The organism is Enterococcus sp. XAF26B05_ASV22 (assembly GCF_056727285.1).
Genome location: NZ_CM161538.1, coordinates 2,873,706 through 2,892,782, shown reverse-complemented (window position 1 = coordinate 2,892,782; position 19,077 = coordinate 2,873,706). Strand labels below are relative to the sequence as shown.

Genomic DNA, 19,077 nt, shown 5'->3' with positions numbered 1-19,077 from the left:
ACGAACTTGATTCTTGCCTATTGCGAGACTCAAGTTCGTTTTTTGTTATATATTCAATTGGTTGTGTGGGTTCTATTTTTTTCAATACAAAATAAAATTGGTGGATTATTCTTTTGATTGATAAATTGGTAGGTCAGTACACTATATTCTTCTTGAGCTAATTGTTGAGAATACTTTTGAACTAATGCTAATTCAGCTTCTCCTCCAGCGTGTCCATAATAAACGACTAAAATAATTCGTCCCTTCCGCTTTAAGCGAGCAACTAGTGCATCTAGAGCTTTTTTAGTAGTATCTGGTTTTGTAATGATTTGTTTATCACTTTTAGGAAGGTATCCTAAATTAAAAATAGCTGCTGTTAGTTCTGTTTCTTCTGGAATTGTTTTTCCAACGGTTTCATGACCTTGTTGTAATAGAATAGTCTGGTTGTTTAAACCTAATTCAGTAATTTTTTTTTCAGTGTTTATCAGTGCTTGCTCTTGGATGTCAAATGCATAGACTAAACCAGTTGAACCAACGAGCTCTGCTAGAAAAGCTGTGTCGTTCCCATTACCCATCGTAGCATCTACGACGACATCTCCAACTTGAATGATCTCTTTTAAAAGCGTATGACTAAAATGAAGCGCTGTTTGCAACATCAACTAAAAACCTCCTTAGCGTTACGCACATTATAAAAACCTTGAACACTGTTTCGACGTTTCATCTCATCATCAATGGCATTCAGGACTTCCCATTTCTTCAAACTCCACATCGGACCAACTAAAGAATCAGTAGGTGCGTCCCCCGTTAAACGATGGATCACGATTTCTGGTGGAATCATTTCTAACTGATCACAGATAACATTTACATAATCAGTTCGGGTCATTAACTGCAAACGTCCCTCGTGATAATCTCTTAACATACGAGTATTAGTCATAAGATGCAATAGGTGCAATTTGATGCCTTGAATATCTGAATCAAGAATCGTGCGACGAACATTTTCTCTCATCATGTCTAGACTTTCTCCAGGCAAACCGTTGATTAAATGAGTACAAACTCGAATATCATGTTTCCGTAATTTTGCTACACCTTCTAAATACGTTTGATAATCATGGGCTCGATTGATTATACTACTTGTGTTTTCATAGGTCGTCTGTAACCCCAATTCCACCCACAAATAATACCGCTGATTCAGTTCAGCTAAATACTCGACGACCTCATCAGGCAGACAATCTGGACGAGTTCCAATTGAAATGCCGACAACTCCTTTTTCATTAACGACTTGTTCAAAACGATGCCGAATGACTTCAATAGGCGCATGAGTATTTGTGAAGTTTTGAAAATAGACGATGTATTGAGCGACATTTGGCCATTTTTTATGCATCATGTGAACTTCCTTTTGAAATTGGATCGGTAAAGGGTCCTGTGGTGCAACGATCATATCACCCGAGCCTGATACGCTACAAAAAGTACAACCACCTTTAGCAACAGTCCCATCTCGATTCGGACAATCAAAGCCACCGTCTAAAGGAACCTTGAAAATTTTCCCGCCAAATTGCTGACGTAAAGCATAATTCCATGTATGGTAGCGTTTGTGTGGATCTTCTGTATAGATAAATTCAGCCATCTTTCTTCTTCCTTTTAATGTTGTTTACTTTTAAAGCGCCAGACAAAACGTTTTTCTAAATAAATTGGATACGTCATTAAGAGCCAAGCTAAACCAAAACAGAACCCACCTATGACATCGCTAGGAAAATGAACGCCCACATAAATTCGGCTAATACCGATTAGAAAAATTCCTAATCCCAAGAGAATTTGCAAAAATAAACAAAGATTTTTTTGTTTAATAAATTGTGGCAGTAATAAAATAATCGTGCCATACAGTAAGACACTTCCTGTAGAATGGCCACTTGGGAAACTGTAACTGTGTTCTGTTACTAAATGATTCAATGTTGGGCGGGGGCGCATAAATAATAACTTAATCAATGGATTGGCTATACCGGCAATCAACCCTACATTTATCAATAGCCAAAACATCTCCGCATAAAATTTTCCTCTGTAGAGAATAAATGTGATGGCTAAGGTGAGAATTCCGACTGTCAACGGATCTGCAAATTTTGTATACCAGATGAAAAACTGATTTGCAGAAGGATAAGGGGTTCGTACGATTGTCGTGATTGTCTGATCAAAACCGTTTAACCAACTAGAATAAAAACGCACGACATAACCTAAAAACATAAAGACAACTAAAAAACAGCTGCCCGCAAATTGATAGTATAGTTTATTTTTCATGAAAAATCCTTTCCAAAGTAGATAACGTTTATTATAACATCAAATAATCAAGAACACAGCTGAGAATCATCAAAAAAGAAGAGGTTGGTATAAATACCACGAGAGCTATCTCTCGCAAGATATTTATACCAACTTCTCTAAGTTCAAAAGAAAACTAGCTTTCTTCGCCATCTTCATAATCCGAAGGACCTTCAACTGAAATATCCCCAGAATTTGTTTGTAAAGTGAGTGATTTTGTTCCTTTTCCTTTTTTGTAAGACGTTCGTTCTTTACCGAAAATCGTACTATCACCCAATTTTGTTTTTGTTTCGATTGTTACATCATATAAAATTTCTTCGGTATGCAGGTCAATACTTCCTCTTTTAGTATCAACTGCTAATTTTTTAGGAATTACAGCTCCGTATAATGAAAAATCACCATTGACACTCTTGATGTCCGCTTCGCCTTTAAGATCAGTTGCTTGGATTTCACCATTGGTAGTCTCTATTTTAGTGATTCCTTTTACTGCATTCAGGTAAACATCACCAGATGCGCTAGTAATAGACCAATTAGCTGCAGTAAAATCATTTACTTGAATATCACCACTGTTGGTGTTGAATGTTGCTTTATCCGCTCGAACATCACCTTGAATGTTAAGATCACCATTAGATGTTTTAAGCGCCAATTTTTCTGTATTAGTATTATTAATGTTAAGATCAGCGTTAGCTAATGTAATAGATAAATCTTTTGTTGTAATGCTCGAAAGATTGATAGTCCCATCAGCTTTACCATCGATGATCAGGCGTTCGGTATCATCAGGAATTGTCAACGTTACAGCTGAGCCACGGTCGAACATCCCTAACGCTATTCCGTCTAGTTGTTGTTTTTTCTTAGTACTACTGGCTGAAACAGTTAAATGATCCTCTTTTTCTTGAACATCTAAAGAGCTTTTAATTGAAATTGGCATAGAACTCCGAGTATTTAATACAATTTTGTTCGAGTTTTCAGTGATAATGTGAAACTCAGCATTACCTGAAAGATCAAGATGGACTTCTTTTGTACTTTGTTTATTTTTTATCTCATAGGTTTGTCTTTTTACATCTGTCATATAAATTTCAGCGCGTCTAAAGTAAACAGCACTCCCTATTCCACCTATGATCATAGCTAAAACTCCGATAGTTAGAAAAAAAGCAGTAGTCTTTTTCATATTAAATCTCTCCTCTTAAGACGTGAATATTCCATTGCAGATAACGTTTTAATATTTTTCCAAAGAATTTTGTTAGAGGTGTCAGGATCAATAAGCCGATGATACCAGCACCAGAAAGAAAAATACTAACAAACAATTGGAACATCGCTCCATCATTAAATCCAGAAAAGATTGAAATACCTCCAAGGATTGGCGAAAATAAGAGAACGATAGCGACTAACCAACAAGAAAATAAAACCATAATAAAAGCAAAAATCATCCAAAACATAAAGAGAAAATTAAAGGCAAGAACTCCTACAACCTGGCAGAACCGTGTAAAGCCGGTACGTTGAGGACGTTCATAAGAACGAAAAGCATCATCATAAGGATGTTCAGGGGTATCTTCATAGTGATCATCATTATTTGTGATAGGTTGTATTTCTTGCCAACCATCTCGTTCAAGTTTTTTTTCAGGAACAGTGATATCGAATTCCTGTAAAATTTCTTCAGCGATCCCTCTTGGTTTTCCTAAGCTTTTTGCAATCTGTTCTTCCGTTTCACCATCAGCTAAGCGCTCTTTAAAGATTGTTTCATATTTATTCAAGATAAACCCTTGCTGTTGATTTGTTAAAGGCTTTAAGTAGATTTTCAGTTCGATTAAAAAGTGCTCTTTATTCATTTTTTTCCCCCATCTCATTTTATTCGTCAGCTTCTCCTTTTCCACTATAATTTTTTTTAGACGTAATAACAAGTCTTTCGTCAAAAAATCAGCCTAAGGTAAAGAGCGATATCAGACTTGAGACCTAGTCTAGCCGAAAAAGAAAAAATCAATTATCTAATCGATAAAAATATTCAATTAGAAAGAAATGTTAAACAATATTTTGTGTGATTTTGGAAAGAAAAACTAAAAAAATATTTCTATTTTCTTTAAAAAAAGGGTATAATAAAAATTAAGGAATAGTTTTTTTAGAAAATTTGGAGGACTTATCATGGAGAAGTACAACACATCAAGAAAAGGGCGAAGAAAAGCGGAGCAGAACAAGCTTGCTTATGATCAGCTAAAAAAAGGAACCACTGTGCTTAGCTCTGCGATTGTAGTTTCCTCAATTGCTGCCCCGATTGCCGCCCCAAAAATAGCTGAAGCGGCAGAAGATCAACATTCAAGTGCTCAAGTAAGTTACTCAGACACAAATACACATACAGAAGGCGTTCAACCAACGACAACTGACTCTAACGATTCGATGACGCAAGAAACTCAGACGACAGCACCTGAGACCTCTTCCAGTGAAGAAACGTCTGAAACACAAGAATCATCAGAATTAAATACATCAGAAACAATCGAAAGTACTGAGACAACTGAATCAACTGTAACGACAGATTCTTCAACTCCTGAAAAGGAAGAATCAAAAATGCCAGAAATTATGATGCGTTCAGCAGCAATCCCTCAATCTAGAAGTATTAGCCCGAGTACCTTCATTGCTGACATCTCTGGTCACGCACGCTCAGTTGCAGCAGCAAATGATTTGTATGCTTCTGTAATGATGGCGCAAGCAATTCTTGAAAGTGATTGGGGCAGAAGTACATTATCGGCAGCACCGAATCACAACTTATTCGGAATCAAAGGTAGTTATCAAGGACAATCGGTTACCATGTTGACATGGGAAGTCTATAATGGACAGTGGGTTCAAGTAAATGCTACTTTTAGAAAATATCCTTCTTATTCAGAATCATTTAGTGATAATGCGTATGTCTTAAGAAATACATCTTTTCAATCAGGGATTTATTATTATTCAGGTGCATGGAAAAGCAACACGAATTCTTACAAAGACGCAACAGCTTGGCTGACAGGACGTTATGCAACTGATCCTACCTATAATACCAAACTTAATAATATCATAACAACGTACAATTTAACTCAATATGATACGCCTTCATCAGGCGGCGGAAATACAGGTAGCGACAATAACAGCGGTAATACCGGGGGCAACACAGGTGGAAATACCGGAAGTGGCAATAATAGCGGCAATACAGGCGGCGGAACAAGCAGTCAAGATGTGACGCATACTGTAAAAGCTGGCGATAGTTTATGGGGATTGTCAGCTAAATATGGCACGTCAATTGCTAATATTAAAAGCTGGAATAAACTTTCTGGCGATGTCATTTATGTAGGTCAAAAATTAATCGTGAAAAAAGGTTCTGGTAACGCAGGCGGCAATACAGGTGAAAATGCCGGAGGTGGCAATAGCAGTGGCAATACAGGTGGTGGAACAAGCAATCAAGATGTGACACATACTGTAAAAGCTGGCGATAGTTTATGGGGATTGTCAGCTAAATATGGCACGTCAATAGCGAGCATCAAGAATTGGAACAAACTTTCTAGCGATGTTATTTTCGTAGGTCAAAAATTGACCGTAAAAAAAGGCTCTGGTAATGCAGGTGGTAGCATTGGTGGAAATACTGGAGGTTCAAACGGGAATACAGGTGGTTCTGGCAACACTGGAACCTCGAATTCTTACTATACAGTAAAATCAGGTGACTCGTTATGGGCAATTGCTAATTCAAATGGTATAAGTATTGCAAGCTTGCGTCAATGGAATAATTTAAGTGGCGATATCATTTATCCAGGCCAAAAACTGATCGTGAAAAAAGGGTCAGGAAATACAGGTGGAGGTAACACAGGCGGTAATGCAGGTGGCTCAACTGGTAATACGGGAAGCTCTGGCAATACAGGAACTTCAAACGCCTCATACACAGTAAAATCAGGAGATTCACTATGGGCAATTGCCAATAAAAATGGTATAAGTATTACTAATCTACGTCAATGGAACAAGTTAAATGGCGATATTATTTACCCCGGTCAAAAATTGATCGTGAAAAAGGGTGCAGAGAATACAAGTGGTAGTAATAGTGGCTCAACTGGTAATACTGGTAGCTCAAATAATGCTGGAACAGCTACTAGTCACTACACGGTAAAATCAGGTGACTCACTATGGGCGATTGCTAATAAAAATGGCATAAGTATTGCAAACTTGCGTCAATGGAACAATCTAAGCGGAGATGTGATTTACCCAGGTCAACGTTTAGTTGTGAGAAAAGGCCAAGGAGGATCTGCTAGTTCATCTAGTAATCAAGGTAGTAACCAAACAGCAGGATCACACACTGTAAAAAGTGGAGATACTTTATGGGGACTTTCTCAACAATATGGAGTAAGCGTCCAAAAAATCAAACAATTGAACGGGGCATCTAGCGATATAATCTATATTGGTCAAAAATTGAAAGTAAAATAAAACAATTGAAATTGTTTGAAATATTTGGTAGTATGATAGCACATGATAGATATGTAAACAGTGAAGAGGAATAGTAGAAAGAACCATGTTTTAGAGAGCGTATGGCTGGTGAAAATACGTACAGAAGCTTTCGAACTCGCCTTTGAGTTATTTTACTGAATGAGTTAGATGTAGTTAACTTTATTAAGTATAATCGGCGGCGGCCGTTACAGCGCTGAGGTTTGTATTTATACAAGCGAATTTAGGTGGTACCACGTTGTCAATCACACGTCCTATAGGAATATTTTCCTGTAGGACGTTTTTGTTGTGAATCACTACGATTGGCTCTGCCAGAGTAGCTGATGAACAATACCGGACGCGTAAAGAAACAGCCATCAACATATCATTGAATGACTGCCAAGTAATGACTTAAAAATGGTAGAGAATTAATTTAAGAAAACGGAAAAAAGTAATAAAAAGCTACTTAAATAGGAGGAAAAAAACGTGAGTTACGATCACAAGAAAATCGAGAAAAAATGGCAAAAATATTGGGCTAAACATAACAGCTTTACTACTCATGACAACCCAACCAAAGAAAAATTTTATGCTTTGGATATGTTTCCATATCCGTCAGGACAAGGGCTCCATGTTGGTCACCCAGAAGGATATACAGCGACAGATATTTTGTCACGTATGAAAAGAAGTCAAGGATACAGTGTGTTACATCCAATGGGCTGGGATGCATTTGGTTTGCCAGCAGAACAATATGCATTAGATACTGGAAATGATCCAGCAGAATTTACGAAAAAAAATATTGAAACCTTTAAACGTCAAATCAATTCACTAGGATTTAGTTATGATTGGAATCGTGAAATCAATACGACAGATCCAGATTATTATAAATGGACACAATGGATCTTTACTAAACTATATGAACACGGTTTGGCTTATGAAGCAGAAGTTGCCGTTAACTGGGTACCAGAACTTGGAACTGTGATTTCGAATGAAGAAGTTATCGATGGAAAAAGCGAGCGTGGGGGGTACGATGTTGTTAGAAAACCGATGCGTCAATGGATGCTAAAAATCACAGCATACGCTGACCGATTATTGGATGATCTAGACTTAGTTGATTGGCCTGAAAGCATTAAAGATATGCAACGTAATTGGATTGGCCGTTCTGAAGGTGCAAACGTGGATTTTAAAATCAAAGGAAGTGACGACAGCATCACCGTCTTCACGACACGAGCAGATACTTTATTTGGTGCTAGTTACTTAGTTGTTGCACCTGAATTAAAACTAGTTGATGCAATCACAACTCCGGAGCAAAAAGCAGCAGTGATAGCTTATCAAGAAGAAGTTAGTAAAAAATCTGATTTAGATCGTACCGATTTATCTAAAACAAAAACAGGCGCTTTTACAGGAGCTTATGCAATCAATCCCGTGAATGGCAAAGAAATACCGATTTGGATCGCCGATTACGTATTAGGTAGTTACGGAACGGGTGCTGTTATGGCGGTACCGGCTCATGATGAAAGAGATTACGCGTTTGCTGATAAGTTTGGCATCGAAATGATTCAAGTGATTGAAGGCGGAAATATCAAGGAAGAAGCGTACACTGGTGACGGTCTTCATATCAATTCTGGCTTCTTAGATGGCCTAACAAAAGATGAAGCGAATGAAAAAATGTACCAATGGCTAGAAGAAAACGGCTGTGGTAAAAAAGAAGTTACTTATCGTTTACGTGATTGGTTATTTTCTCGTCAACGCTATTGGGGCGAACCAATTCCAGTGATTCATTGGGAAGATGGGACAACAACGACAGTTCCAGAATCTGAATTACCTTTGACATTACCGAAAACAGATGATATCAAACCTAGTGGAACTGGCGAATCACCACTTGCAAACATTACTGAGTGGATCAATGTCATTGATCCTGAAACGGGTAAAAAAGGCAAACGTGAAACGAATACAATGCCACAATGGGCAGGTAGCTCTTGGTATCATTTACGTTATATCGATCCACACAATAAAAATGAACTAGCGAATTATGAAAAATTAGAGCGTTGGTTACCTGTTGATATTTACATTGGCGGAGCGGAACATGCCGTTCTTCACTTATTATATGCGCGTTTCTGGCATAAATTCTTGTATGATATCGGTGTTGTACCAACAAAAGAGCCCTATCAAAAATTGTACAATCAAGGAATGATTTTAGGTCAAAGTTTCCGTGACAGTCGTGGTGCATTAGTACCTACTAACATGGTTGAAAAAAAAGACGGCGTTTGGGTAAATATTGAAACAGGGGAAGAGCTTGAAGAAGCACCAGCCAAAATGAGTAAATCCTTGAAAAACGTCGTAAATCCTGACGATGTTGTCGAAAAATACGGTGCAGATACACTAAGAATGTATGAAATGTTCATGGGACCGCTAGATGCATCGATTGCATGGAGCGAAAATGGACTTGAAGGTAGCCGCAAATTTTTAGATCGCGTGTGGCGCTTGATCGTAGATGAAAATGATAAGATGCGTGATCGTATCACGACAATGAATGATGGACGTTTGACTAAAGTGTATAATCAGACAGTGAAAAAAGTGACAGAAGATATGGAAAATCTACACTTTAATACGGCAATTTCGCAATTGATGGTCTTTGTGAACGAAGCAAATAAAGTCGATGTTTTACCATATGACTATATTGAAGGATTCGTTCAATTACTAGCGCCAATCGCACCACACGTCGGTGAAGAGCTGTGGGCAATCCTTGGAAACGAAGAAAGTTTAACAAATGCGCCTTGGCCAACATTTGATGAAGCTGCATTGATTGAAGACGAAGTCGAAGTTGTTTTCCAAGTTAATGGAAAAGTTCGAGCGAAACTGAATATTACTAGAGGATTGAGCAAAGAAAAATTAGAAGAAAAAGCTTTAGCAGCAGAAGAGATTCAAGCCTTTATTGATGGGAAAACAGTACGCAAAGTCATTGTTGTTCCAGATAAATTGGTAAATATTGTAGCGAATTAAATATAGTTGAAACAGAGGTGCTGCATAAAATCGGTGTCTCTGTTTCGCTATAAATAGGAATAGGAGAGAAAACTGATCAGTTATATCACGTTTATTTGACCTACAAATAGGGGAACTAGTGGAACAATTAAAATAGTATAAACAAAAAAGTAAATAAACACATTTTGCACAAATCAAACTATCATGCTACAATAATCCTAATAAATGACGAAGGTGGTGAATAAGTACAATGGTCAACATGCCAAAAATAACAACGGGTTTTTCTTATGTAATAGGCTACCTAGCTTTTTGTCATGTTATTATTTTCAATTTTTTATCTCAAGGGACAAGTGTGTCCAAAAAGGGATAAAAAATTAAATAAAACAGACCATTCAGACTTATTTACTTGAAACGAATGAATCATAAAATAACGAAGAAGTAGCAATGAGGGGTTCACTTGTCTTAATCAAAAAAGTGTAGCTTCTTTAGCTTTATAGTAAATAATGAAGGTTGAACGAAGATAATTGTTCAGCTTTTTTGTGTACGCTAAAATTTATTAATGGTGATCTGTCTGAATGGCAGAAAGAGGCAAAGATGTTACTCCAATTACAAAAAATAACTAAAAATTATGGAACAGAACCACTTTTTGAAGAGTTAAATTTACAAATAAATGAAGGTGAAAAAATAGGATTGATCGGAACAAACGGCTCTGGTAAATCGACTATTCTAAAAATTATTACTAGAATGGAAAGCATAGATTCAGGAACAATCAGTTGCAAGAAAAATACACGAATTGGCTATTTAGCTCAAATACCGGACATTTGCGAACAGAAGGTCAAAGACTATTTATTAGAAACGTTCACATTACTGAATACGATTCAAAATCAATTAATACAATTGGAAGAGCAAATGATGAGTCCAGAATGTGACATAGACAAAATAGTAACTCGCTACGGTCAAAAACAAGAAGAATTTCAACGAGCTGGCGGTTACGAGATGGAAAACAAACTAGAGATGATCGCCAATGGACTAACAATCAATTACTTGTTACCAAAAAGAATGTCGGAATTAAGCGGCGATGAGCAAACAATTGTTGCATTGGCAAGAATTCTGTTACAGGAAAATGATCTTATACTGTTAGATGAACCAACTAATCACCTCGATGCCAAAAGAATTACCTGGCTGGAAGGCTATTTGACTCACGAAAAAACGGCTTATTTGATTGTTTCCCATGATCGATTGTTTTTAGATCATACAGTTGAAAAAATCGTAGAGCTAGAAGATGGTAAATTACAAGAATTCAAAGGCAATTATTCTGCATATAAGCGACAAAAGGAAGAACAGCTTGAAAAAATTAGAAAAGATTTTGCAGAACAGCAAAAAGAAATGAAAAAATTGAAATTGGCAATTCGTCGCTTTCGACAGTGGGGACACGAAGGAGATAATGAAAAATTCTTCAAAAAAGCCAAACAACTTGAAAAACGGTTAGAAAAAATTCAGAAAATCCCAAAACCTAAAGACGAAACCGCGAAAACAAGAAAAAAATTCAAGGAAACATATCGATCTGGGAAAGAAGTTCTTCAATTTAAAGAAGTCAGCAAAAGTTATGCTGACCAAAAACTGTTCGATAAAGTCGAATTTTCACTATTTTGGAAAGAGCGTGCAGCGATTGTAGGAGAAAATGGCGTAGGAAAAAGCACGCTACTAAAGTTGGCACTTGCAATGGAGGAGCTTGATAGTGGGGAAATCAAGCAGGGAACGAATCTTCGCATTGGCTATTTGCCTCAAGTAATACATTACGATACGCCTAAACAAACTCTATTACACTCGTTCAGGGAAGCTTGCGTCTTAGATGAACAAGAAAGTCGTCGTGCATTAGCTAACTACGACTTTTACAATGATGATGTAATGAAACAGGTTCGATTTTTAAGTGGTGGAGAAAAAGTGCGTTTGGAATTAGCAAAACTGATGTATAACGAGGTTAATTTTTTAGTATTAGATGAGCCAACAAATCATTTAGATATCGAAACGAGAGAAGAAATAGAAGAAATACTAGAAGCTTTTAAAGGAACGATGTTAGTCGTTTCGCATGATCGTTTCTTTCTACAAAAAATGGTTGATACATTTTTAATTGTTGAAAAACAGAAAATCACAAAAGAAATTGGATATTACTCAGATTTACTTACTCTTAAATAGATAAAAACAAATCAAAAATAAAAGGTGAGGCTGGGATAGAAGCTTATTTCTGGAAGGAGTGTTCCTGATCCCACCGTTTATTCGCATTTAGGGTGTGAAACAAAAGTGATTTTTACTTTTGTCCCACACCCGTTTTTCTTTTTCAACTGGACTTCATAAAGAAAAATCTCGAAATTGAGCCATAAAATAGTGTAGAGTAAAAGAAAAATGGAATAGTTTACAAAAAACTTAACAATTGGGAAAAGCTGAATAATCAAGCTTGAATAATCAAAAAGAAATAAAAAGTAAAGAATAACTTACTTTAATTAATGAAATAAGTATATTTTTTTTAAAAATTAACGCCATTGAATTGATATTCACTACGAATTACAATACAATAATAAAAGAAAGATTTATTTTTTGTTGATTTATATGCAAAATATTAAGGGAGGACTGTCGTGAAAAAAAAAATTCGATTGATATTTATCAGTTTTATCATTTTAATTATTTTTCCAAGTGATTGGTCCTATGCTATAGAAATTCAGCAACCTGTTGCAGAAGAATCGGTAACAAGTGAGTCAACGGAAGAAAGTATGCCATCTGAGTCGTCAGAGATCCCTGTTGATGATTCTTCGTTTAGCCAAGAATCAACGACTGAAGAAGAATCAATAGAAAATGGAAAAATAACTAATACAAATGATACGAATAACTTAGTAGATGAAAATAATTCTGAAATAAATAGCAAAAATATGTTGAGAGCAGATGATCCACAAGATACAGATGGCTTCTGGTTGGTCGACACAGCAGCTACTTTGACTGAGTATTTAAAAGATAGTCAAAAACTGAAATTTCGACTAACGGATAATATTGATTTGGGATCTAATGGCTATCAGTTGAAAGATGGCATGATCATCGATGGTGCTAATCACATTATTACATACAACAAAGGCACTTCGGCTACTCGTGGTTTTTATGCAAATCAGGAGAACGCAGTAATTGAAATTCGTAATACACAGTTTGGAAACAGCGATGGTTCTGGTGCTGTTGGGTATTATGGCTTTTTATCTGGAGGTTCAGCCATTAATATGACCTTTATTTTCGATAGTGTTGATTACTATTCAACAAATGGTCAAATGATTTACAACACTAATGGATCGGTCCTTATGCGAGGACAAAATACGATCGATCAAAGAGGTACGAGTACATATTCCCAAGAATGGGCAGAAATCAACTACGTAGAAATCCAGAATGGACATACATCTATCACACATTCCTCCAATCAAACAAGAGCATTTATCTGGTCAACAAGTACGTATTTAGCAAATCCTCACGCAAACCAATCTCAAATAGTGGTAAGAGAAAATGCACAGCTTGATATACAGACGAATAGTAACATGACATATGGAACGTTAGCTCCGAGCTATGTTGTTGAAAAGAATGCTGTTTTTAATTTGGATAAAGTAACACTTGCTACAGATAGTGCAAGGAATCAATTCTTTGCATCTAATCAAACACAACCTGTAACATTTGATTTTCAAGAGCAGTCTCAAGTCGATTTTAAGTTGCCTTTGCCAATCAATCTTTATACTGCTAAAGGTGGGATGAATATTGGAGAAAATGCTGATGTTTCCCTAGATGTTGCAAGTGGAACCATCTTTACAACTTCGTCATCCAGTAATTTTGCACTCAATATGAATAAAGCAAAACAGGTTTCATTTGCGGGAACGAGTATAGGAACTTTGGGGTTAAATGGTGCCAATGACGTAAATAATCTATCTTTTACAAGTAACTATTTACAAAAAATAGAAACTTTTTCAAGTAAAACGGACAGCGCGCCGACACAAGAACTATTTAAGCAAGCTTCAGATTTAAGTGTTCAAGGAACGAATTTTACGAATATACCAGGTTCGAGTAGCCCATTTAGTGATGGAGAATTACTTGCTTTAAAAAACGCACAAAAATTGGTATTTAGTGAATTCGTGGATGTTCCAGATCAATTAGAACTATATGCCCTTAAGTCATTGGATACATCCGTTTCACTAATTGGAAGTTCTGTAAATAATGGGAGTCAAGCAACCGAAGTGAAATTCTTCATTTTCTCTTCTGAAGAAGATGCAAATGATTTAAGGAAAGCAAGGCAAATTGTTACATTAAATTCATTTGAAAATCAGAAAAATACAGTACTTAAATCTCAGTACGAAATCACTATAGACGGTTTGAACCCAAACACACTTTATTGGGCTCAAATGGTTGTGATCAATCAAGCTGGTGAGAGTGAATTTTCTGATGCAGAAATATTTGCTACCCAACCACAGTTGAGCAACCTTACAGCTAATGTCACAACCACTACTGCAATCATCAACGGGGTATTGGCAAGTGATACAGGAAAATGGACAGACTATTCAAATGGAGAAGCTGCTGCAATACCTGACCAACAGGCAGATTTTGGCAGTAAGTACCGACAAGTTACAGTAGAGTACAGTAAAAACAAAGACTTTCCAAAAGCTGAAACAATGTCTCAAGTGGCGGTACTTTCTGGTAATAAAAACCAAAATTTCAGTGCGAAATTAAAAGGACTTGAAGGAGACGTAACCTATTATGTTCGTGTGAGTGTTGCAGGTGTTTATGGAGAAGAAGTTGTTTTAGCGATGACACCGTTAACAGAATTCCAAACGATAACAGATATTATCAAAGTAGAAGTGCCAATCGAAATGGCCTTTCAAACCCAAAATAAAGACATTGGAACTTTGCAAGAAGGGCAAGTGTCTTCAAGTGAGTATCCAGTCGTAAACAAAGGAAACACTCCAACAAAAGTATCGATAACCAATCTAACGAAGGAAAATGCAGCGGCCAATCAGTTGCAACTGTTAGATAGTCTATCAGGAAATTTAGGTCAGGATGAACTAGCGTTGCAATTGCTTGTTGATAACAATCAGGCAGAGCCACTTTTCTTAACGAACGAATTATCAAAAAACCCTTTATCGGTCGGTGTTTTAAACGTGAATGAAGAAAAAAACTTGCGTCTTAAAGGTAAGTACTTTAACGCCACAAGACAAGCAATATTTCCAACGTACAAAGTGACATTCAAAGTAGAAAAAGATGAAGAGTGAGAGGGATTTTATGGATAACACAAACGAAGAGAAGAAGAAAAAGAAACGGCTGCTGATTTTACTATTACTATTCTTATTTGCAGCTTCAGCGGCAGGCTTATATTATTATTTTTCAACTAAAACGGGACCTGTACAAGTTGTTTCAGGAGACTACTTACCAGATGCAAAAGGCGCTAAAAAAATGAGTGATAAAGATCTCAAAGCAGCTGAACAAAAAGCTGTGGATGCAAGTAAATTCAATATGGTCATTAAATCAGAGGCTGTATTTGAGAACGGCGACAGTGAAGGTAGTCTATACATTCAAAATCCTATCGAAAATGGGTATCCCATCAATGTGGTAATTCATTTAGATAGCAATAATGAACAAGTTTATTCCTCCGGTGCAATTCAGCCAGGGTATGAAATAAATGGAGCAAAACTAGAGAAAAAACTTGCTCAGGGAGATTATCCAGCAACAGCTACGTTTGATATTTATGATTCAAAGACAAACAAGAAACGTGGGCAAGTTCAAGCTGGCATTACAATTCGCATCAACAACTAATATCGTTATTTAGCAGATTTTCTGTTAAAAATAAATCATTTCACACACAGAAGGAGAAACAGAATGAAGAAAACAAACTTTTTACTTACTACAATGATGCTAGGTCTAAGCGTATCAGGACTAACACAAATAGCTTTAGCGGATGATATTAATGGGAATAATTCAGCAGAGATCACGATTAATGGATCAATCGGTAAATTAGATAATACAAATCCAGATACGAATATCCCAGAAGGCTCTGATGAGTGGATTAATGTTACTGTTGATACAGTGACAGCCTTCCATACTACGACTGCTAGTGCACATAAAAACATTGAGTCTGCTGATTATAACATCGTAAATAATTCAGGTCGCGGTGTTGCAGTGACATTGAATAAAATGGAAGGAACTCCTAAGTACGTGGACACCTTAGCGATCGAAGCTAAAGGGAACGATTTAGTTGAGGCTCCAAAAAAGACTAATTTGGTCGCAAACAATGCGTTAGTTGACCTAACAAGTTCAGCAGTTTGGATGCGATTGGCCAATAAAGATGGACGTTTGAATATCGAAGATGATGCAGCTTCAGCCTATGCGAATTCTGCTAAATTCTTTTATACTGGTACAACAACGGCTAGTTTGCCAACAAATGTCAATGAAACTGCAGCAAAAGAAGAATATAAACTAACATTGAAATTCTCATCGATCCAAAAAGATGGAACAACGATTGGTGTAACACCATAATTAAATAAAGGCCGTGATATAAGATGAAACAATTCAAATGTTACATCATTACGATCATTCTTTTGGTGAGTTGTATTACTTCTTTTCAAACGATTGCGGATGCTACAACTGATATAGAGATCCATGGACAAATCGGTAGAAATGAGACAACTATACAGCCATCAATCAAACCAGAACCAGGGTCAGATACGAAATTAGCACAACCAAAGCAAACGCACATAAGAGTAAAAAATTTTCCAACCGCTGGTAGTATTGTCGAACAGCTAACGCCGATTGGCTTATTGCTCCTGTTGATTTTTTTATTGCTCAGTAGGTGGAAAGCACATAGAAATAAATAGTTTGGATAGCACTATTGTAATCTAACTCGTTATTCAAATGTAGAGGGTGGAGGAAACGGATAGTTCGTTTTTTCCATCCTCTATTTTTATTCGAACCGTTACGCAAAAACAGATTTGACAGCGCTTTCCTTTGTGCTATAATGATAAGTAACGGAATGTAACTGAATTTTCAGGCATAACCATAATAGCGTAAAGACGACAAGGATTTTGTTGTGTTTATTCTATTATGGTTTTTATATTTTTGGATAAAAGATTGAGAAGGAAGGTTCTGGTAATCGATGTTTTGAGATGACTGGACTGTATTTCTTAAAAATGTATAGTGAGGAGAAATGACCAATGAGCAAATCAGTATTTTCAGAAAATTTTTTATGGGGTGGCGCAACAGCAGCTAACCAATATGAAGGCGGCTATCTATCAGGAGGCAAAGGGCTTAGTACGCTTGATGCAATTACAGGAGGCAGTCACACAATACCTAGAATGATTACCTATAAAACGAAAGAGGGTAAAGTTGAAACATGTAGTAGAGGAGAAGCTTTGCCAGAAGGGGCAGTTGGCTATGTTGATCCAGATAAGTATTATCCTAGTCATGTAGCCACAGATTTTTATAATCATTATAAGGAAGATATTGCATTATTTGCAGAAATGGGCTTTAAATGCTTTAGACTTTCAATCGCTTGGGCTAGAATATGTCCAAAAGGAACAAAGGAAATCAATGAAGAAGGTTTGGCTTTTTATGATAAAGTCTTTGATGAGTTGTTACGTTACGGAATTGAGCCAATCGTAACAATCAATCACTTCGATATTCCAATGTATTTAGCAGATGAATTAGATGGGTGGTCAAATAGAAAAGTAATTGACTATTTCGTGTTTTTCTGTGAAACGTTGTTTAAACGCTACAAAGACAAAGTCAAATACTGGATGACCTTCAATGAAATTAATTTTTTGCGCAGCTGGACTCAAATTGGGATTCACCAAAATGATCAACAAGCAAAGTATCAAGCAGCACATCACTTATTCGTTGCTAGTGCTAAAGCGGTTAAATTAGGACATAAAATCAATCCTGATTTTAATATAGGGATGATGGTGGCTTATATTCCGAGTTACCCAATGAGTTGTAATCCAAATGATGTGATGGAAGCAATCAAGTTTAATCGGGAACAAGAATTTTATATTGATGTGCAAGTCAAAGGCTATTATCCAGCCCACAAAGTAAAAGAATTCGAACGAGAAAATGTCGTCATTCAAAAAGAGGCGGGGGATGATGAGCTTATTAAAGAAGGAACCGTTGATTACATTGGCTTTAGTTATTATATGTCGACCGTTTCTGCAGCTAATCCAGATGAAGTGAAATATGTGGGGGGAAATCAAATGCCAGCAGTCAAAAACCCATACTTGCAAGAATCAGAGTGGGGTTGGGCTGTTGATCCTCTAGGATTGCGTATTTCGTTGTGTAAATTGTATGATCGATATAATATACCATTATTTGTTGTAGAAAATGGCTTTGGTGCAGTGGATAAACTAGAAACAGACGGTACGATCCAAGATGATTATCGTATCGATTATTTCAGCAAACATATCGCTGCGATGAAAGATGCCATTGAATTAGATGGTGTTGATTTGATAGGCTATACGCCATGGGGATGTATTGATGTCGTTTCATCTGGAACAGGTGAAATGAAAAAAAGATATGGTTTTATCTATGTTGATATGGATGATGAAGGGAATGGAACATTGGATCGATCTAGAAAACAATCATTTTATTGGTACAAAAAATTGATTGCCGCAAATGGTCTACAAGAATAAAGAGGCGGGGTAGGAGGTTGGGACAGAAGTGTTTAACTCCGAGAAATAAGAAGGAATTTACGAAAATTGCTCTTCAAATTTTTGTGAATTTCGGCTTATTTCCGAAGGAGTTACTTCTGCGCCCACCGTTTATTCGGTTACTAAGAGCCTGAAACATAACTTTTTTAGTTATGTCTCAGGCTCATTCTCTTTTCTTAAAATAAATGTTCAAAAATTGGGCGTAAAATGTTGTAGTAAAAATCAACCATGGTATACTGCTAATGAGGCGAATTTTCTGGTTACAAAATTGTTTAATAAGTGTAGTCAGATGTTTGAAAAAGCCGCAGGAGGAATCATAACCAGATGAAAAGAGTATCAATCAAAGAATTAAAAGAATTAATCGAACTAACAGTGAGTGAGCCCGTTTCAATCATTGATGTCCGGGAAGTGGAAGAATTTGCTGCAGGTCATATCGTCAACGCTAAAAATTATCCTTTGTCCACTTTACCAGAGGCAATGACAGAGATAAATCGTGAACAACCCCATTATGTGATTTGTCAGCATGGCGTGCGTTCAGAGCATGCGTGCTCGTTTCTTGAAAATTATGGCTACAATGTTGTTTCTGTTTCAGAAGGTATGTCTGTTTGGGATGGAAAAGAAAATAGTTATCAATAAAAAAAATCGCAATGAGCCTGATGCTTGTTGCGATTTTTTT

Annotated in this window: 14 protein-coding genes and 1 other annotated feature; of the genes, 9 read left to right on the top strand and 5 right to left on the bottom strand. The window is 36.6% G+C overall.

Annotated features, from left to right (window positions below; genetic code table 11):
• Nucleotides 1-53: 53 nt before the first annotated feature.
• From mnmM to AC1PU0_RS14280, 5 genes are all read right to left on the bottom strand, one after another.
• Nucleotides 54-635, bottom strand: coding sequence for a tRNA 5-(aminomethyl)-2-thiouridylate-methyltransferase MnmM (gene mnmM / locus AC1PU0_RS14300; protein ID WP_206848968.1), 582 nt, complete (start codon nucleotides 633-635; stop codon nucleotides 54-56).
• Nucleotides 635-1,603 (bottom strand): tRNA modification radical SAM protein MnmL/YtqA, encoded by a 969-nt coding sequence (gene mnmL / locus AC1PU0_RS14295; protein WP_069653588.1) that lies wholly within the window; start codon nucleotides 1,601-1,603, stop codon nucleotides 635-637. The genes mnmM and mnmL overlap by 1 nt, the downstream gene beginning before the upstream one ends.
• Nucleotides 1,604-1,617: 14 nt before the next feature.
• Nucleotides 1,618-2,268: a phosphatase PAP2 family protein gene (locus AC1PU0_RS14290; RefSeq protein WP_069653589.1), complete on the bottom strand. Its 651-nt coding sequence runs from the start codon at nucleotides 2,266-2,268 to the stop codon at nucleotides 1,618-1,620.
• Nucleotides 2,269-2,422: 154 nt separating this feature from the next.
• On the bottom strand, nucleotides 2,423-3,454 hold the full coding sequence (locus AC1PU0_RS14285; RefSeq protein WP_206848970.1) for a DUF4097 family beta strand repeat-containing protein: 1,032 nt from the start codon (nucleotides 3,452-3,454) through the stop codon (nucleotides 2,423-2,425).
• 1 nt (nucleotide 3,455) lies between these two features.
• Nucleotides 3,456-4,112 (bottom strand): DUF1700 domain-containing protein, encoded by a 657-nt coding sequence (locus AC1PU0_RS14280; protein ID WP_206848972.1) that lies wholly within the window; start codon nucleotides 4,110-4,112, stop codon nucleotides 3,456-3,458.
• A gap of 310 nt (nucleotides 4,113-4,422) precedes the next feature.
• Here AC1PU0_RS14280 and AC1PU0_RS14275 point away from each other — a divergent pair, with 310 nt between their 5' ends.
• From AC1PU0_RS14275 to AC1PU0_RS14235, 9 genes are all read left to right on the top strand, one after another.
• Nucleotides 4,423-6,720 (top strand): muramidase family protein, encoded by a 2,298-nt coding sequence (locus tag AC1PU0_RS14275; protein WP_206848973.1) that lies wholly within the window; start codon nucleotides 4,423-4,425, stop codon nucleotides 6,718-6,720.
• Between the two features lie 51 nt (nucleotides 6,721-6,771).
• Nucleotides 6,772-6,998 (top strand) — a binding site (T-box leader).
• Between the two features lie 205 nt (nucleotides 6,999-7,203).
• Nucleotides 7,204-9,717 carry a leucine--tRNA ligase gene (gene leuS, locus AC1PU0_RS14270; protein ID WP_206848975.1) on the top strand — a complete coding sequence of 838 codons (2,514 nt, stop codon included), beginning with the start codon at nucleotides 7,204-7,206 and terminating at the stop codon, nucleotides 9,715-9,717.
• A gap of 573 nt (nucleotides 9,718-10,290) precedes the next feature.
• On the top strand, nucleotides 10,291-11,892 hold the full coding sequence (abc-f, locus tag AC1PU0_RS14265) for a ribosomal protection-like ABC-F family protein (RefSeq protein ID WP_206849024.1): 1,602 nt from the start codon (nucleotides 10,291-10,293) through the stop codon (nucleotides 11,890-11,892).
• Nucleotides 11,893-12,329: 437 nt separating this feature from the next.
• Nucleotides 12,330-14,981: a fibronectin type III domain-containing protein gene (locus AC1PU0_RS14260; protein WP_206848977.1), complete on the top strand. Its 2,652-nt coding sequence runs from the start codon at nucleotides 12,330-12,332 to the stop codon at nucleotides 14,979-14,981.
• A 10-nt stretch (nucleotides 14,982-14,991) separates the two neighbouring features.
• Entirely contained in the window at nucleotides 14,992-15,522 is a 531-nt protein-coding gene (locus AC1PU0_RS14255; RefSeq protein WP_206848980.1) for a hypothetical protein, read from the top strand.
• Between the two features lie 63 nt (nucleotides 15,523-15,585).
• A complete protein-coding gene (locus tag AC1PU0_RS14250; RefSeq protein WP_206848982.1) occupies nucleotides 15,586-16,242 on the top strand; it encodes a hypothetical protein in 657 nt (218 codons plus the stop codon).
• 23 nt (nucleotides 16,243-16,265) lie between these two features.
• Nucleotides 16,266-16,580 carry a hypothetical protein gene (locus AC1PU0_RS14245; protein ID WP_206836812.1) on the top strand — a complete coding sequence of 105 codons (315 nt, stop codon included), beginning with the start codon at nucleotides 16,266-16,268 and terminating at the stop codon, nucleotides 16,578-16,580.
• Between the two features lie 336 nt (nucleotides 16,581-16,916).
• On the top strand, nucleotides 16,917-18,383 hold the full coding sequence (locus AC1PU0_RS14240) for a glycoside hydrolase family 1 protein (RefSeq protein ID WP_206848983.1): 1,467 nt from the start codon (nucleotides 16,917-16,919) through the stop codon (nucleotides 18,381-18,383).
• Between the two features lie 342 nt (nucleotides 18,384-18,725).
• The gene (locus AC1PU0_RS14235; protein ID WP_069653600.1) at nucleotides 18,726-19,037 is read left to right on the top strand and encodes a rhodanese-like domain-containing protein; all 312 of its coding nucleotides are present in this window, start codon (nucleotides 18,726-18,728) and stop codon (nucleotides 19,035-19,037) included.
• Nucleotides 19,038-19,077 lie beyond the last annotated feature (40 nt).

Coding starts and splice junctions, on each gene's coding strand:
- mnmM (WP_206848968.1), bottom strand. CDS start 635: ATGTTGCAAACAGCGCTTCATTTTAGTCATACGCTTTTAAAAGAGATC.
- mnmL (WP_069653588.1), bottom strand. CDS start 1,603: ATGGCTGAATTTATCTATACAGAAGATCCACACAAACGCTACCATACA.
- AC1PU0_RS14290 (WP_069653589.1), bottom strand. CDS start 2,268: ATGAAAAATAAACTATACTATCAATTTGCGGGCAGCTGTTTTTTAGTT.
- AC1PU0_RS14285 (WP_206848970.1), bottom strand. CDS start 3,454: ATGAAAAAGACTACTGCTTTTTTTCTAACTATCGGAGTTTTAGCTATG.
- AC1PU0_RS14280 (WP_206848972.1), bottom strand. CDS start 4,112: ATGAATAAAGAGCACTTTTTAATCGAACTGAAAATCTACTTAAAGCCT.
- AC1PU0_RS14275 (WP_206848973.1), top strand. CDS start 4,423: ATGGAGAAGTACAACACATCAAGAAAAGGGCGAAGAAAAGCGGAGCAG.
- abc-f (WP_206849024.1), top strand. CDS start 10,291: ATGTTACTCCAATTACAAAAAATAACTAAAAATTATGGAACAGAACCA.
- AC1PU0_RS14255 (WP_206848980.1), top strand. CDS start 14,992: ATGGATAACACAAACGAAGAGAAGAAGAAAAAGAAACGGCTGCTGATT.
- AC1PU0_RS14250 (WP_206848982.1), top strand. CDS start 15,586: ATGAAGAAAACAAACTTTTTACTTACTACAATGATGCTAGGTCTAAGC.
- AC1PU0_RS14245 (WP_206836812.1), top strand. CDS start 16,266: ATGAAACAATTCAAATGTTACATCATTACGATCATTCTTTTGGTGAGT.
- AC1PU0_RS14240 (WP_206848983.1), top strand. CDS start 16,917: ATGAGCAAATCAGTATTTTCAGAAAATTTTTTATGGGGTGGCGCAACA.
- AC1PU0_RS14235 (WP_069653600.1), top strand. CDS start 18,726: ATGAAAAGAGTATCAATCAAAGAATTAAAAGAATTAATCGAACTAACA.